The following is a 15,833-nucleotide window of genomic DNA, read 5'->3' as shown; positions in this document are numbered from 1 at the left end:
AAACTCTGCTCACTCTCTTTCCGGAATGGGAAAGCGATGAAAAGGTCATCCCTCAAAGGCAAGATTATCTGGGAAAAAACTGGAACAGATTATGCACCCAGGCCAGTGGCATCCGGCACCAACAGCACAGCAACGCAACAGAACGAAAAAAGGCAGAAAACTTTCTGCTGGATTTCTATCGGCTTCATCCGGATCTGAATGAAGGACGTCTTCGGGAACTGGCTTCACAAAGCCTTCAGCAAATGGAAACGCTCCAAAATGATTTACAGAAACTTCGGAACACTGAAATCGAGAAACGGACAGCTATGGAACTGGCTGTACGGGAGCTGGAACAACATCAGAAAGTTCGTCCTGATTTAGAAGAAGCCGATCAGCCCGAATCACTGGCAGAACGCCAGCAGAAACTGGATCAACAGATTGCTGCAGCCAATCAGTCCGTCGGACTTCTGCAAGCCCAGTTGGAACAGGATAAAAAAAATGCAGAAAATATGCAGAAGGAACAACAGCAAGCCGATCTGTTGTATGGGGAGTTTGTGAAATGGGACCGCCTCTGCCGGTTATTCGGAGATGAAAAAGGAAAGAACTTCCGTAACATTGCACAAAGCTTTGTTTTGAAGGAACTGTTGAACGGAGCCAACTTCTATCTGCGTAAACTGACCAACCGGTACGAACTGACCTGCCAGCCGGGTTCACTTACCATCCTTCTTCACGACCTGTATCAAGGAGGGGCAACACGTCCGGCCTGTACCCTCTCCGGAGGTGAAAGTTTCCTGGTTTCCCTCTCGCTGGCTCTGGGACTTTCCTCACTGAACCAGCAAAGTCTTTCCGTAGATATTCTGTTTATCGATGAAGGTTTCGGAACCCTGAGTGAAGACTATCTGAACGTTGTCATGGATACCCTGGAACGTCTGCACCAGATGGGTGGCAAGAAAGTCGGTATCATCAGTCACGTGGAAGGACTGCGCGAACGGATCAAGACACAGATACAGGTTCGCCGGATCGACAATTCACGCAGTGAAATTCTGACGGTATCACTGGTTTAGAAGTAGCGTTCGACAAGTGATACCCAACAGAATTGTCACCATCACTTCACGTAATAGGTGATAACTATTTTTTATAAAATCTTCTCAGAAATATATTATACATTTGCACACAGAAATCAATTTAACAGCTTATGTATAAATCAATATTTCGCCCTTTGCTCTTCCATCTTGATGCAGAAGACATTCACAACAAAACCGTTAAGTATCTCCAAATCTACCGCCATCTCACACCCGTACGAAAGATTGTCAGCTCATCATGCCACACTGAAACAGCCGGATGGAAATGGAGAAACCTTACTTTTAGAAACCGTGTCGGACTATCAGCCGGGTTTGATAAAGCAGCCAGCTGCTTTGATGAGCTTAGTGATCTGGGCTTTGGTTTTATAGAAGTAGGTACCGTGACCCCTAAAGAAGTAAAAGGCAACCCGTGTCCACGCATATTCCGTTTGCCCAAGGAACAGGCCCTTATCTCACGAACCGGGTTTAACAATCCAGGAAAAGCTGTATTCTTACAAAACCTGAAAAGGAAACGATTCGGAAAATATATTCTGGGTATCAATATCAATACCAACCATCCCGACAACCAAGAACAGGCAATGACAGATATTCTGGATTTATATTGTACATTCAATAATTACGCAGACTATTACACCATTAACTGGGGAAGTATTGCACCGGATATCTTAGGTCCAATACTTATAACTTTATTCCAACATAAACAAGAATACAAGAAACCAGTCTTTCTGAAATTGCCTGCTGACCTTACATTTGAAAAAGCAGACGAGATTATCCGTTTCGCCATTCAGCATCATATCGATGGCTTTATAGCCTGTGGCCCTACTCAGGACCGTTCTTTACTCACCCGCTCCACTCCAACAGAAATAAACAATATAGGTGCAGGAGGCATCAGCGGATTACCCGTTCTACAGAAATCCCTAAAAACAGTAAAATATCTGTCTGAACATGCGCCCAAGGATATGCTGATAATCGGTGCCGGCGGTATTATAACTTCGCAGGATGCCCAGGCTATGCTGGATGCCGGAGCCCATCTGGTACAGATCTATTCAGCATTTATCTATGAAGGGCCTTACGTTGTAAAGCGGATTGCCAAAGTTTGCAAATAAAGCAGCAAATTCAGGCATAGTCAAACGAACGCACGATCAGGCTCAAACGAACGCACGATCCCGCCGCATCGAGTAGTACGTTGCGGCGGGATCGTATAGTCGTTTATTCCTCCGTATCTGCAAAGAGTGTACAGACTTCCGCCTGACTGACCCGGATCAGATCATCGGGGGCCAGCTTCACCTGCAGTCCGCGTACGCCGGCACTGACATAAATGAACGGAAAATCCTTACATGTATGATGAATATAGGTAGGAAAATGTTTTTTCATGCCAATGGGAGAACAGCCTCCACGGATATATCCGGTCAGAGGAAGCAACTCTTTCATCGGTATCAGGTCACACTTCTTGTTGCCTGAAACCTTGGCGGCCATCTTGAGATCCACTTCATGCTCGCCGGGAATCACACAGACAAAATAGCCTGACTTGTCACCATGGAGCACCAGGGTCTTGAAGACCTGTTCAATATTTTCCCCAAGGGAAGCAGCCACATGTATGCAGCTTAAATCATTTTCATCCACTTCATACGGAACGAGTTCGTAATGAATTTTGTCCTTGTCCAGTAAACGGGCAGCGTTTGTCTTCGCAATTTTTTCTTTTGCCATCGTTTTTTCTAGTTTTTGGTTTGTTTTTATGGTTTGCACATCCCCAGTTCTTCCCGGATAAATTCCGGCGTATAGCCTTTCTCCGACAAAGCGACCTCTTCCGGTGTTCCGCAGGAAAGCAGCTGCCCTCCTCCTTTTCCACCTTCCGGACCCATATCAATCAGATAATCGGCCATCTTGATAACATCCAGGTTGTGTTCAATCACGATCACTGTATTTCCTTTGTCCACCAGCCGGTTCAGTACGTTCATCAGTACCCGGATATCCTCAAAGTGAAGTCCGGTAGTCGGCTCATCCAGAATATAAACCGTACGGCCGGTATCCCGCTTGGACAGTTCAGTAGCAAGTTTCACACGCTGGCTTTCTCCACCCGAAAGCGTAGTAGAAGGCTGTCCCAGCTTGATATATCCCAGCCCTACTTCCTGCAGCACCTTGATCTTGTTCAGAATCTGCGGCACATTCTCAAAGAATTCCACAGCCCGGTTGATGGTCATATCCAGCACATCGGCTATGGACTTGCCTTTATAGCGCACTTCCAGAGTCTCCCGGTTGTAACGCTTGCCGTGACATACTTCGCACGGCACCAGCACATCCGGCAGGAAGTTCATTTCAATAGTCTTGTAACCATTTCCGCCACAGGCTTCGCAACGGCCTCCCGACACATTGAAAGAGAAGCGTCCCGGCTTATAGCCGCGCATCTTGGCTTCCGGCAATCCGACAAACAAGTTACGGATATCAGAAAAGACACCGGTATAAGTGGCGGGATTTGAACGGGGAGTTCGTCCGAGCGGTGACTGGTCGACATTGACCACCTTATCGATATATTCCAGTCCTTCAATCTTGTCGTATGGCAACGGTTCCTGCAAGGAGCGGTAGAAATGCTGCGACAGAATCGGTTGCAGGGTATCATTGATCAGTGTAGACTTGCCGCTTCCTGAAACACCGGTCACACAAATCAGGCGTCCCAGCGGAAATTCCACATCCACCCCTTTCAGGTTGTTTCCACGGGCACCCCGCAGCCAGAGGGACTTGCCACTCCCCTGCCGGCGCCGGGCAGGAACTTCCAGTTTCATCTTTCCGTTCAGATACTGAGAGGTCAGCGTATTGGTCTTCAGCATTTCTTCCGGAGTTCCTGCAAACACGACCTCACCACCCAGACGGCCAGCCTTCGGTCCCATGTCGACAACATAATCAGCCGAAAGCATCATGTCTTTGTCATGCTCGACAACAATTACCGAGTTACCCAGGTCACGCAGACTCTTCAAGGAATGAATAAGCCGCAGATTATCCCGCTGATGCAGACCGATACTCGGTTCGTCCAGAATATAAAGTACATTGACCAGCTGTGAACCGATTTGCGTAGCCAGACGGATACGCTGGCTCTCTCCTCCCGACAAACTGACTGACGAACGGTTCAGAGAAAGATAGTCCAGCCCTACATCCAGAAGGAACTTGAGGCGGGTTCGTATTTCCTTCAGAATTTCAGATGCAATGATCCGTTGTTTCTCTTCCAGAAAATCCTCCACATGCAGCACCCAGTCATACAGTTCGTTGATGTCCATGCTGGCCAGCTGATAAATATTTTTGTCATGCAAACGGAAATGAAGCGCCTCTTTGTTCAGACGGGCTCCCTTACATTCGGGGCAGACATCCGTCTTGGCAAACTGTTCAGCCCACTTCTGTGCCGTAGCCGAGGCATCCTTTTCCTGCATCATCTGAATATACTTCACAATTCCTTCGTAAACCACAAAATAGTCGGAAGTGGCATGAATCAGTGAGCTCTTGATCTTCAGACGTTCATCTGATCCATAAAGGATTTCATTGATAGCATCCTCCGGCAGTTCGGAAACCGGCGTCTTGAGCGTTGCTTCGTAACGTTCAAGCAAAGCGTCAATCTGCCAGAAGATCATGGCATTCTTATATTTTCCCAACGGAGCAACAGCTCCTTCATAAACCGACAGAGAGCGGTCGGGAATTACTTTATCTACATCAATCAGGTTTACATACCCCAGTCCCTTGCAGCGCGGACAGGCCCCCTGCGGGGAGTTGAAAGAGAAATTATGCGGGGCCGGTTCCCGGTAAGACAGACCCGTAACGGGGCACATCAGCCGCTTGCTGTAATGGCGTACACTCTCGGTCTGGGCATCCAGAATCATCAGCAGGCCATCCCCCTGCTGCATGGCCGTAGCTACACTCTGCTTCAGCCGTTTCTCTTCTTTCTCGGTCACCACCGTCTTGTCGATCACTACTTCTATGTCATGATTCTTGTAACGGTCCAGCTTCATTCCGTGAACGACTTCCTTGATTTCTCCGTCAACCCGCACATACAGATAGCCTTTCTTGCGCACCTGCTCGAAAAGTTCCTTATAATGTCCCTTACGGGTCCGCACCAGCGGTGCCAGGATGAAAATACGTTTTCCTTTATAATCGCGGTGAATCAGATCCAGAATCTGCTCTTCCGTATACTTCACCATCTTCTCACCGGAGAGATAGGAATAAGCCGTACCTGCCCGGGCATACAGCAGACGGAGATAATCATAAATCTCAGTAGTTGTCCCTACGGTAGAACGGGGATTCTTGTTTGTGGTCTTCTGTTCGATGGAGATGACCGGACTCAGTCCCGTAATCTTGTCCACATCCGGCCGTTCCATACCGCCCAGGAAGTTGCGGGCATATGCCGAGAATGTTTCGATATAACGGCGCTGTCCCTCGGCAAAGATCGTATCGAATGCCAAGGATGACTTTCCGCTTCCGCTGAGTCCCGTAATAACGGTCAGACTGTCCCGCGGAATCTCCACGTCTATATTTTTCAGGTTGTGTACACGGGCGCCCTGTACACTGATCATTTCTTTTTCTTCTGTCATGTCCTTACTGATGATATATCCCCGCAAATATAAGGAGAAAAATTGAAAAAACAGCTTCCGACTCCTTTTGCGGATCTTAATAAATAACCGCCAAACGATAAATATCCTTTATCTTGATGAGGATTAAGGAACTTTTTTGTACTTTTGCAATGTAAACTTAGTAAACGACAACAATGAGATTTATTCATACTCTTTGCCTCTCGCTGGCTTTGACTGTGAGCAGCACAAGCTTGACGGCACAGGCACAAAACGGTTCCGGATACTTCCTGCACACCGTTACCAAAGGACAGAGCCTTTATTCCATTGCCAGTATGTATCACGTAACGGTTGATGACATCGTTCGTCTGAATCCTGGCAGCCGAGACCAGATCCGCGCCGGAGAAGCACTGAAGATTCCACAGGTACAAACTTCCAATCAGAGTTCTTCCACCTTCCATACTATTCAGGCTGGGGAGACTTTGTATCAGCTGACTGTAAAATATAACATTACGGCTCAGGCTATCTGTGATGCCAACCCCGGACTGAGTGCCCGGAACTTCCGCATCGGGCAGGTTATCGTTATACCCGCACAGGGAACTGCATCGTCTGAGTCTGCAGCCGATGTCAAACGTCAAGAACCTGAACAACCGGCTGAAAAGGAAAAGGGTTGGAAAGACATGCACAAGGTGGAGCGCAAAGAAACCATTTTCAGCATCAGTCAGATGTATGGTATCAGCCAGGAAGAACTGATCGCAGCAAACCCGGAACTGAAGACCCAGAAGCTCAAAAAAGGCAGCTTCCTTTTCATTCCGTACCCCAAACAGGAGGCCAAGAAAGGAGAAACCGATAAACCCTCTCCTGCATACACTCCTTCAAACGAGGAACTGTTCAGCCAAAGTTTACCGAAGCTCAAACAGATACAGACCATCAAGGCTGCAGTAATGCTGCCGTTCATGGCCGGAACAAAGACCAATGCAGACGAACAGACCCGTATGGTGGAATATTACGAAGGACTGCTCATTGCCGTTGACAGTCTGAAACGTCAGGGTATTTCCGTCGATCTTTATGCTTATGACACCAAAGGATCTGCCAATGCCATCCAATCTATCCTGAACAGAAATGAAATGAAGGATATGGATATCATCTTCGGTCCTGCACACACTGGCAACCTCAAACCGCTGACAGACTTTGCGGACAATAATAACATCCGTCTGGTGGTTCCATTCCTGCCTAAGGTGGATCAGGTGTTCAACAATCCGCATGTTTACCAGATCAATACCCCTCAGTCATATCTTTATTCCGAAGTGTATGAGCATTTCCTGCGTAAGTTCAGCCAGTCGAACATTATCTTCCTGGATGCCGGAACCAACGACAAGGAAAAGGCTGAATTCATCAAAGGAATGAAAGACGAGCTGAACAACAGCAAGGTTAAGTTCAAACAAGTCCGTCTGGGTACGGAAATGGAACCCAACAAGATCATCGCAGCCATGGATACCTTGCGCGAAAATATCTTTATCCCTATATCCGGACAAAATCTGGCACTCAACCGCCTGATGCCTCAGCTGACTCTGGTTCGCCGCGAGCATCCGAACTACAACATGCATCTGTTCGGCTATCCGGAATGGCAGACTTACACGCAGGATCATCTGGCCAGCTTCTATGAACTGGATACTTATTTTTATTCATCTTTCTATACCAACAACCTTTTCCCGGAAGCAATCAACTTTACCCAGGCTTACCGGCGCTGGTATAGTAAGGATATGGCCAATACCTTCCCCAAGTATGGCATGCTGGGATTCGACACCGGCTATTTCTTCCTGAAGGGACTGGCCCAGAAAGGAAACAAACTGGAAGAAAATCTCGACAAGGTACAGGTAACTCCGATCCAGAACGGATTCAAGTTTGAACGGGTCAACAACTGGGGAGGATTCATCAACCGCAAGGTCTTCTTCGTTCATTTTACCAAAGATTACGAATTGATAAAACTTGATTTTGAATAATTGCATGAAAAAGACGTCCGTCATCACCCTCCTGGGAATACTTTTCTGTCTGCTCCCTCTGTCTGTTCAGGCACAGTTGCAGGAACAGCGGCATAACTTTGCACTGGGAGTCAATGGAGGAGTAAACCTGAGTAAAGTCAGTTTCAGCCCGACGATCAAACAGGGTTATCTGATCGGTCCGACCTTCGGAGTGACCGCACGTTATATTTCCGAAAAATACTTCAGCATGATTTGTGGTATTCAGGCTGAAGTCAATTACTCTCAGCGAGGCTGGAAGGAAATCATTGAAGACGGGACAGAAGATACTTATCACCGCGCCATGAATTATCTGGAAGTTCCCCTGCTGGCTCATCTGGCTTTCGGAAAAGACAGAGGAAACGGTGTCCGTTTCGTTCTGAACCTGGGTCCCCAGATCGGCTTCCTGATCAATGAAAAGGAATATAAAAGTGCAGCCTGGCATCCGGAAGACCGGCCTTACGGAGTGAATGTCCAATACGACAAAGCTGCAGAAAACAAGTTCGACTACGGCATCATCGGCGGAGGTGGTGTGGAAATCCGTACCGGAATCGGCCATTTTGTTGCTGAGGCACGTTATTATTTCGGCCTGAGTGATTTCTTCAACAGCACGAAGAAAGATTATTTTTCCCGCTCAGCCCATTCATACATCACGGCCAAACTGACTTATCTGTTTGACATAACCCGATAACTATTATTTCCCAAAAGAAAAATAACATGAAATTGATTTCTTGGAACGTAAACGGGCTGAGAGCCTGTTGCGACAAGGGCTTCCGCGAAGCCTTTCAGACACTCGACGCAGACTTTTTCTGTCTTCAGGAAACCAAAATGCAGGAAGGCCAGCTCGACCTTTCCTTTGAAGGATATACCTCTTACTGGAATTATGCCGAAAAGAAAGGTTATTCAGGTACAGCCATCTTTACCCACCTGAAGCCTCTGAACGTTACATACGGGCTGGGCATTGATGTGCATGACCATGAAGGACGTGTCATCACGCTGGAAATGGATAATTTCTATCTTGTAACCGTATATACTCCCAACTCTCAGGACGGACTGAAACGACTGGATTACCGCATGACCTGGGAAGATGATTTCCGGAATTACCTTCTGGAACTGGACAAGAAAAAACCGGTGCTGGTGTGTGGCGACCTGAACGTAGCTCACAAAGAGATTGACTTGAAGAACCCCAAAACTAACCGCATGAACGCAGGTTTCACGGATCAGGAACGTGAAAAGTTCCAGATTCTGCTGGATGCAGGCTTCATCGATACGTTCCGTTATTTCTATCCGGAACAGACAGGTATCTACTCGTGGTGGTCATATCGCTTCAAGGCTCGCGAAAAGAATGCAGGGTGGCGTATTGACTATTTCCTGGCTTCCAGACGTCTGGCAGACAAACTGGAGTCAGCCAAAATTCATACAGAGATCTTCGGTTCAGACCACTGCCCCGTTGAAGTCACCCTAAACGTGTAAGCCGCATGAAGAACGATGGTTTCACACTCCGCAAACGGCTTCGCAGTTTCCGTTATGCCTTCCACGGCATTCAGCTCCTGATCCGGCATGAACACAATGCCTGGATCCACTGCTTTGCAGCTGTCTGCGTAGTTACAGCCGGCTGTCTGACCGGATTATCTGTTATGGAATGGATTGCAGTAATCTTTGCCATAGGGATGGTTCTGGCAGCCGAAGCCGTTAACTCTTCCATCGAGGCACTGGCTGATCTGGTTTCTCCCGACTACAACGAAGCTATCAAACGCACAAAGGATCTGGCTGCAGGAGCCGTACTGATTCTGGCTATTGCGGCCGCCATTGTCGGGCTGCTTATCTTTATTCCCAAATTCTTAAACTGAAACAATGAAACAAATCTTACTCATTCTGGCTGCCTTATGCTTTTGCATATCCACAGGAGCCCAGGAAATAGAAGTCACAGGAAGCCGCAAGGCCGTACGCACTTCAGGAGATATAGGAGCTGTCCTTCTTCCCGTAGCCGGCCTGACTGCTATTCTGATCAATAAAGACTGGCAGGGCCTGAAACAGGGCGCTTTGGCCGGGGTAACCACACTGGGAGTGACGTATGCCCTGAAATATATCGTCAAGAAAGACCGCCCGGATCATAGCGACAACCATTCCTTTCCGTCCATGCATACCTCGGTATCCTTTGCTGCGGCTTCATTCATTCAGCGCCGTTATGGCTGGAAATGGGGCATTCCGGCGTATGTGGTCTCTACCTATGTAGGATGGAGCCGGGTATACGGCAAGAAACATGACTGGTGGGATGTAGCTGCCGGTGCTGCAATCGGAGTCGGCAGTTCCTATATTTTTACCCAGCCTTTTGCCAGACAACATGACCTGACAATCGCTCCGGTTGCCGGTGACGGACACTGTGGTGTCTACGCCTCCCTGAAATTCTGATCACTTGCCGATCCATCCTTGTCGGGATGGGAAACGCCATAACCGAACAAGGCAAAGTCTCCCAGACAAGGATCACCGGGAAAGATCTCTTCCAGTGCTCCGGTAATCCGACGGGCATTACCCAAAGAAAATGTCTGACGGTCCGTCAGTCCCAGCCGGTAAGCCATCCGGCATACATGAGTATCCAGTGGTATCAGCAGATCCGCGGGGCTCATTTTCTTCCAGATACCGAAATCTACTTCTGATCCTGTACGTATCATCCAGCGAAGAAACATGTTCAGCTTCTTCTGCGGACTGCGATCCGAGACTCCCAGAAAAGCACACAACCTCTGCATCGGAGTGCCGTCATATTCCAACAACACATCCTCCAGGGACCGGCCGGATGCATAAACAGAATATAACTTTTCAAAATATATCCGGAATTCCGCATACGACAACATGCGGTAAAAACTGCGCCTGTCTCCTTCCCTGAAATCCTCCTTCCAGCATTCCGACAACACATAACGCAGGGGAGCATGCCCCATCATTTCATCCAGCTGATCAGCTTTCTTCAGTATCTGCCGCCGGTTTCCAAAGCTCAATATTGCCGTCAGCAAGCCACTGATCTCAATATCCTGCTTCAATACATAACGGTGCGGAAACTGTACCGGATCACTTTCTATAAATGAAGCGGAATGATAGTTACATGCCCATTCACGCAGTTGTCTGTTTCGCTGTTCAATCTGTTCTTTGTCTTTTTTCATTCTGGCCTTCCAACATCAGCAGTACAATAAAAAAGAAAGCCCGCGAACGAGGCCGGGTATCCCCTTCTCCTTCGCGAGCCTCCAGCAAACCGGAAAAGGTCTGCTTCATCAATTAAAATAATAAAGGAATGTAGCAATACCTTCCAGTGCTTTCTTTTTCTCGTCCTTGATTTCAATGGAGAACTTGATTTCAGCCTTGGCAACTCCACGCAGATTCACCAGAGAATGCAGATAAGCTACCAGACGTACACTTTGTCCAGACAATACAGCCTGTCCAAATTTCATCTTGTCCATGCCATAGTTAACCATCATCTTCAGATTATTTACCTCAATAATCTCGTTCCACAGATGAGGAAGCAAGGAGAGAGTCAGATATCCGTGAACAATCGTACTCTTATAGGGACTTTCCACCTTGGCGCGTTCTGCATCCACATGAATCCACTGATGATCCAATGTAGCATCAGCAAACTGATTGATACGCTCCTGGGGGATTTCCAGCCAGTCAGAAACGCCAATCTGCTGGCCTACCAATTTTTCAAATTCTTCGTACGAATTAATGATTACTTTATCCATGTTGCTCTTAATTATATAATACAGAAATAATAAGGCAAAGATACATCATTTATCCTGTATTCCGCTCTTTCTTGCAAAGAAAGTACACACAGAAACGGGAAATGTGCAATAAATACCCAAAATTTTACCTGTAAAGATTCCCTTTTCCGCACATTAATAACGTACCAGACGCTTGGGAGAACCATGCCAGGAGCATCCCAGACAGAAAACTTCACTCACATCAAACCCTTCAAGAGATTGTGAAGGATCTTTAGGAACAACCTCTCCCTGGTCAGTGACATACACCAGCAGACGTTCACCGGCAGCATTCTTCACATACATTGCCGCAATCTTGCACTGCGGACATAACATCTTCTTCATTTCTTCTTAGTTTATGGCTGAAAGCCGGTTAATCAATGAATCACGTAAAACAACAAACTGAGACATATTATCCGGGCTGATCGGTTTCTTAGGTTGCGACTTAATCAGCAGCGGATTGATGGGCTTTCCGTTTTCAAATACCCGGAAATCCAAATGTGGTCCGGTTGAAAGCCCTGTAGATCCCACGTATCCGATCACCTCTTTCTGCTTCACTTCCGAACCGACCTTTATTCCCTTTGCAAAACGGGACAAGTGCATATAAGTAGTCACATAGACGCTGTTGTGACGGATCTTCAGAAAGTTTCCGCCTCCGTTTGCCTGAAATCCCTTTGCTATTACCTTTCCGTTACCAATTGCATAGACTGGCGTTCCGGTAGGAGCTGCATAATCCACCCCATGATGAGCGCGGTAACGTCGCAGTACCGGATGGAAGCGACTGTTTGAAAAACGGGATGTAATCCGGTAAAAATCCAGAGGAGCCTTCAAGAATGCTCCTTCCAGGCTGTTTCCCGTTGCCCCATAATATAATTCTTCACCATCCTGCACAAAAGGTATGGCGTAATAAATACTGTCCGAGTACCGGAAAGAGGCAGCCAATATATGGAAGTTATCCAACTCTTTCCCTTCCACACATTCCTGCTCATAAATCACACGAAACTCATCCTCCTTCTGCAAACTGAAGAAATCAATGGACCATCCGTAAATATTCGAGAGGACCAACGCCAGTTGCGGAGAAGTATCCAGTTTCTGCATAGCCATCCACAAGGACGATTCCACCTTACCCTTAATCTCCTTTTGTTTCCATTCTACCGGATTCTCTCCCCGATACACCCGACGCTCTCCCCGAAGGTCAAAAACGACATAAGTCTTTGGAGTTTCCTCATAAACGAAAAAGCGGACCCTGCGGGTACTGTCGGGCACGGTAAAGACAGCGTAAGCCTGACCGCTGCGTATCTTCCTCACATCAAATACTCCCTTTGCCTTTTCGTTCAGTTCATGAATATCCGCCGAAGACAAGCCATGATCTCCTAATATATAAGAAAGGTTCTGGTTCGGCTGAACAATTCCATAACTGATATCGTAATGGTCTACGGGTATACCATACTTGCAGACAATCTCTTTTACTTCTACCGAGTCCGTTACCTCAACTTCATCCAATGAATCATTCATCCGGGGCTTCGGACGAAAAATCAGAAACAGGACGAGTATTCCAACAAGAACAGCCAGCCCGACACGTACTTTCTTGCTTATGTTCAGATACTTTTTCATGCGCGCAAAGATAACGCTTTCTGCTTAAAAGTTCAAACAGGGATTTCTTAAATCCCAATAAAGATCTATTCTTTTCTTCTAAGCACCTATTTGGCTTTTTACTAAATCTAATAAAATAAGAGTAAAAACTTATTCTTCACTAAAACTATTGTTTATAAAGCAATTTTGTATAAATTTAGGCAGTAAAACATTTTTCAAGATGATCAAATAAAAGATAAAAAATGGCATTATTACACTAAGAATCAGTAAGCGAATGAAAATTAAATATTTATGGCGAATATATGTAATAGTTATTTCCTTGGCTATTATTGCTGCTTTATGTGCTACGACTGTTTTTTTAAGATCTGCATCTGCTGATCATAACACCCTAGACAATCTCATTACATTTGTTGTAACCATTCTTTCCATGCTAGTCGCAATCCTTGCTTATCATGTAAGTGTCAAAACCTATATTTCTATAGATAGCGTCAATGCCATAAGCAGAATGGATGGTAATGTTATGGAAAATGAGAATTACAGAACCGGAATTATCTCAATTATCCGACATTTCAATGAAACTGATAGGATCAATGCTTGTAATCAACTTATCGGCCATTTAGAACAACTGTTTAAAACTAACAGTATAAATTCCGGTGCAAGGCTCGCAGACAATATCCAAGAAATGATTGATGTAATAGTGTTACTATCTTTTATCGTTAAACGAAAAAACAAAGAGACTGATGAACAAGATCAATATAACAATCAAATTATAGCCAGAATAGAAAGTCTAATGAACAAAATAGAAAATAAAGTCGCAACTTTCGAACAATTGAGCGAAGGATCCTGTATCTTAATCAGAGAAAGCGTTAAACTTCTTAAAGCCGTATATGCTTATCAATGTTATAAATCAGGTACTACTAATAATGAAAATGTGGCTTTACTTATGGATGTCAGAGGAGCTATGCTAAAAAACGCTATCTCAAGAACGATTTATTATAACTATATGGGACTGATGTATATGAGTAAGGCAACAGAATGTATTAATAAATACTTCAAGTCTTTAAACAAAAAAAATTACGACATTTTATCAATAGAAGTAGTCCCTCTACTAAAAGAAATGCAAAAAAGTTCCGAAAAGGATTTGGCTATTATTTACCTCAAGGAAGCTATTCTCAATTTCAATCAGGCTGTACAAACAATCAAAGACGAACTTATGTGGAATGCATTTATACAATACAACAAAGCCCGCGCACAATATATATTATCACTCCTACTTCAATCAAATGATAAGACATGGGAAACGACAATGAAAACAGCAATTGACTATCGGCTAAAATTAGTCATGATATTAAATGATATTTTAGACGAAAACCAAAAGACATACTTTCAAAGAGCGTTCTCTGATCAGCTGAAACTCGCTCAACTTATGTTAATCCGCTTACAGATAGCAAGCAACATGCCCTTTGAATATAATAAATCAATTGATATTGGATGTGATGAATTTTCCAGACTAAAACATATCAAAAACGATATTGAAACATATTTAAAAAGACAAACAATAACAGAATAAAAAACATAAACGACCCGTTCAATGCCAGATATACTTTGAAGGTGATTCTCCGGTAATCTGTCGGAACACACGACTGAAACTGTTGGGGGAGTTAAACCCCACCTCATAAGCCGTCTGTTCGATGTTCATCACATTGTCTGTCAGAATCTCAATGGCTCTGACCACCCGCTGATAATTCAGATAATGCACAAAACGGATACCGGAGTTGGTAAACAAACGAGTAAGGTTTCTCACAGAGAATCCAAAATGAGACGCCACATTCTCAATGGAAAGATCCTTGCCCAGATTAGCCTTGATATATTCCAGAACCGGCAACAGACGGTTGTCGTGGGCTATGATAAAAGGTTGGGTAGGAAAAGATGCCTTCCGGCAGACAAGAGGCAACATGCACAAAAAACTCATGGAAAAAGTAAAGATTTCCGGTTTTTCTCTCCGAATGACCGATCCCTGCTGACTGATGAACTTAAGATTACGGGCTAACATTTCATCTGTCTGGTAGGCTGCGAACCGGTCATTCCTGACCTTCTCAGCATAAAAATAACTTGTCAGCAGAGATATCTGGCGATTATTACTGGGAAGCCGGTGCGAAAGACCAGCCGGGATCCAAACCAAATGATGGTCTGTCACAAAATGATTTACCCCTTCCACTTCGATATGCAGTGTTCCCGACAGAATATAAATAATCTGATGACGGTTATGCATATGAAGATACAAATCCACCTCTTCACGTCCCGTGACTTTGGTCAGGATCTCATCGGCAGACATCTTTTCAACCAACAAAAGACGTTCTTCCTGTATAGAGCTGTCTGGCGTAAATTGCATGATTTATTTCTTAATCCGTAAATTAAGAACAAAATTAATGAAACATCTTTGCGCCATCAAATTTTAAACAAAACATTTAATGGAAGAAAGTCGAATAATGGGTAAGGCAGAACTATTCCGCCGCTACCTTACCTTCGGGATTTCCCTGTTCATCATTGCATGCGGAATCAGTGTCATCACCCGGTCTGATCTGGGCACCTCTCCTATCACCAGTGTGCCTTATGTGGCCAGTCTGAACACTCCCATTTCTATGGGAAATTATTTTTTCCTTTTTACAATTGTACTGATCATCCTGCAACTTTTATTACTCGGCAAGAAAGGAATCATGGAACGGAAAATGGAATTGCTCATGCAATTTCCCGTAGCATTTGTACTCTCCTTTTTTACTGACCTGACCATGTGGGCCACTGCGAGCTATAATCCTGACGCCTATTATGTCAAGCTTATCTCACTGGTTATCGGCTGCCTGATTCTGGCAT

16 protein-coding genes are annotated in these 15,833 nt (G+C 45.4%); 9 read left to right on the top strand and 7 right to left on the bottom strand.

Annotated elements, in window-relative coordinates:
• Positions 1–1,043 (top strand): SbcC/MukB-like Walker B domain-containing protein (locus BACCOPRO_RS06785; protein ID WP_008142143.1); only part of this gene is annotated, 1,043 nt, incomplete at its 5' end.
• Between the two features lie 131 nt (positions 1,044–1,174).
• Positions 1,175–2,167, top strand: a complete 993-nt coding sequence (locus BACCOPRO_RS06780; RefSeq protein WP_008142142.1) for a quinone-dependent dihydroorotate dehydrogenase — start codon at positions 1,175–1,177, stop codon at positions 2,165–2,167.
• 103 nt (positions 2,168–2,270) lie between these two features.
• Here BACCOPRO_RS06780 and ybaK read toward each other — a convergent pair whose 3' ends face one another.
• Positions 2,271–2,768 carry a Cys-tRNA(Pro) deacylase gene (ybaK, locus tag BACCOPRO_RS06775; RefSeq protein ID WP_022276851.1) on the bottom strand — a complete coding sequence of 166 codons (498 nt, stop codon included), beginning with the start codon at positions 2,766–2,768 and terminating at the stop codon, positions 2,271–2,273.
• 26 nt (positions 2,769–2,794) lie between these two features.
• Positions 2,795–5,632 (bottom strand): excinuclease ABC subunit UvrA, encoded by a 2,838-nt coding sequence (uvrA, locus tag BACCOPRO_RS06770; RefSeq protein WP_008142140.1) that lies wholly within the window; start codon positions 5,630–5,632, stop codon positions 2,795–2,797.
• Positions 5,633–5,805: 173 nt separating this feature from the next.
• On the opposite strand from uvrA, the gene BACCOPRO_RS06765 reads away from it, so the two are divergent.
• From BACCOPRO_RS06765 to BACCOPRO_RS06745, 5 genes are read left to right on the top strand one after another with little or no spacing between them, the layout of a single operon-like run.
• Positions 5,806–7,611: a LysM peptidoglycan-binding domain-containing protein gene (locus BACCOPRO_RS06765; protein WP_008142138.1), complete on the top strand. Its 1,806-nt coding sequence runs from the start codon at positions 5,806–5,808 to the stop codon at positions 7,609–7,611.
• Between the two features lie 4 nt (positions 7,612–7,615).
• Positions 7,616–8,317: a porin family protein gene (locus BACCOPRO_RS06760; RefSeq protein WP_008142137.1), complete on the top strand. Its 702-nt coding sequence runs from the start codon at positions 7,616–7,618 to the stop codon at positions 8,315–8,317.
• Positions 8,318–8,343: 26 nt separating this feature from the next.
• Positions 8,344–9,099 carry an exodeoxyribonuclease III gene (locus BACCOPRO_RS06755; protein WP_008142136.1) on the top strand — a complete coding sequence of 252 codons (756 nt, stop codon included), beginning with the start codon at positions 8,344–8,346 and terminating at the stop codon, positions 9,097–9,099.
• Between the two features lie 5 nt (positions 9,100–9,104).
• Positions 9,105–9,476 carry a diacylglycerol kinase family protein gene (locus tag BACCOPRO_RS06750; RefSeq protein ID WP_008142135.1) on the top strand — a complete coding sequence of 124 codons (372 nt, stop codon included), beginning with the start codon at positions 9,105–9,107 and terminating at the stop codon, positions 9,474–9,476.
• A gap of 4 nt (positions 9,477–9,480) precedes the next feature.
• Positions 9,481–10,038, top strand: coding sequence for a phosphatase PAP2 family protein (locus tag BACCOPRO_RS06745; protein ID WP_008142134.1), 558 nt, complete (start codon positions 9,481–9,483; stop codon positions 10,036–10,038).
• On the opposite strand, the gene BACCOPRO_RS06740 is transcribed toward BACCOPRO_RS06745, so the two are convergent.
• The 4 genes from BACCOPRO_RS06740 to BACCOPRO_RS06725 all read right to left on the bottom strand — a co-directional run bounded on the left by BACCOPRO_RS06740 (position 10,017) and on the right by BACCOPRO_RS06725 (position 12,983).
• Positions 10,017–10,781 carry a TIGR02757 family protein gene (locus BACCOPRO_RS06740; RefSeq protein WP_008142133.1) on the bottom strand — a complete coding sequence of 255 codons (765 nt, stop codon included), beginning with the start codon at positions 10,779–10,781 and terminating at the stop codon, positions 10,017–10,019. The two genes, BACCOPRO_RS06745 and BACCOPRO_RS06740, sit on opposite strands and share 22 nt — an antisense overlap.
• A 108-nt stretch (positions 10,782–10,889) precedes the next feature.
• Positions 10,890–11,354, bottom strand: coding sequence for a MaoC family dehydratase (locus tag BACCOPRO_RS06735; RefSeq protein ID WP_008142131.1), 465 nt, complete (start codon positions 11,352–11,354; stop codon positions 10,890–10,892).
• A gap of 153 nt (positions 11,355–11,507) precedes the next feature.
• Complete coding sequence (locus BACCOPRO_RS06730; RefSeq protein WP_008142129.1) at positions 11,508–11,714, bottom strand: hypothetical protein; 207 nt, start codon at positions 11,712–11,714, stop codon at positions 11,508–11,510.
• A gap of 6 nt (positions 11,715–11,720) precedes the next feature.
• Positions 11,721–12,983: a peptidoglycan DD-metalloendopeptidase family protein gene (locus BACCOPRO_RS06725; RefSeq protein WP_008142128.1), complete on the bottom strand. Its 1,263-nt coding sequence runs from the start codon at positions 12,981–12,983 to the stop codon at positions 11,721–11,723.
• A gap of 253 nt (positions 12,984–13,236) precedes the next feature.
• Here BACCOPRO_RS06725 and BACCOPRO_RS06720 point away from each other — a divergent pair, with 253 nt between their 5' ends.
• Positions 13,237–14,532, top strand: a complete 1,296-nt coding sequence (locus BACCOPRO_RS06720) for a hypothetical protein (RefSeq protein ID WP_008142127.1) — start codon at positions 13,237–13,239, stop codon at positions 14,530–14,532.
• Positions 14,533–14,550: 18 nt separating this feature from the next.
• Here the strand turns inward: BACCOPRO_RS06720 and BACCOPRO_RS06715 are convergent, their stop codons facing one another.
• Positions 14,551–15,354, bottom strand: a complete 804-nt coding sequence (locus BACCOPRO_RS06715) for an AraC family transcriptional regulator (protein WP_008142126.1) — start codon at positions 15,352–15,354, stop codon at positions 14,551–14,553.
• Positions 15,355–15,433: 79 nt separating this feature from the next.
• Between BACCOPRO_RS06715 and BACCOPRO_RS18020 the strand changes: the two genes are divergently transcribed.
• Positions 15,434–15,833, top strand: a 400-nt coding sequence (locus tag BACCOPRO_RS18020; RefSeq protein ID WP_008142125.1) for a DUF6198 family protein, incomplete at its 3' end; no start/stop codon positions are given.

Origin of the sequence: Phocaeicola coprophilus DSM 18228 = JCM 13818, assembly GCF_000157915.1 — a bacterium.
In the GTDB taxonomy this organism is placed as follows: Bacteria; Bacteroidota; Bacteroidia; order Bacteroidales; family Bacteroidaceae; genus Phocaeicola; species Phocaeicola coprophilus.
The sequence above is the reverse complement of the archived record's forward strand: the minus strand, read 5'-3'. Positions and strand labels throughout refer to the sequence as shown.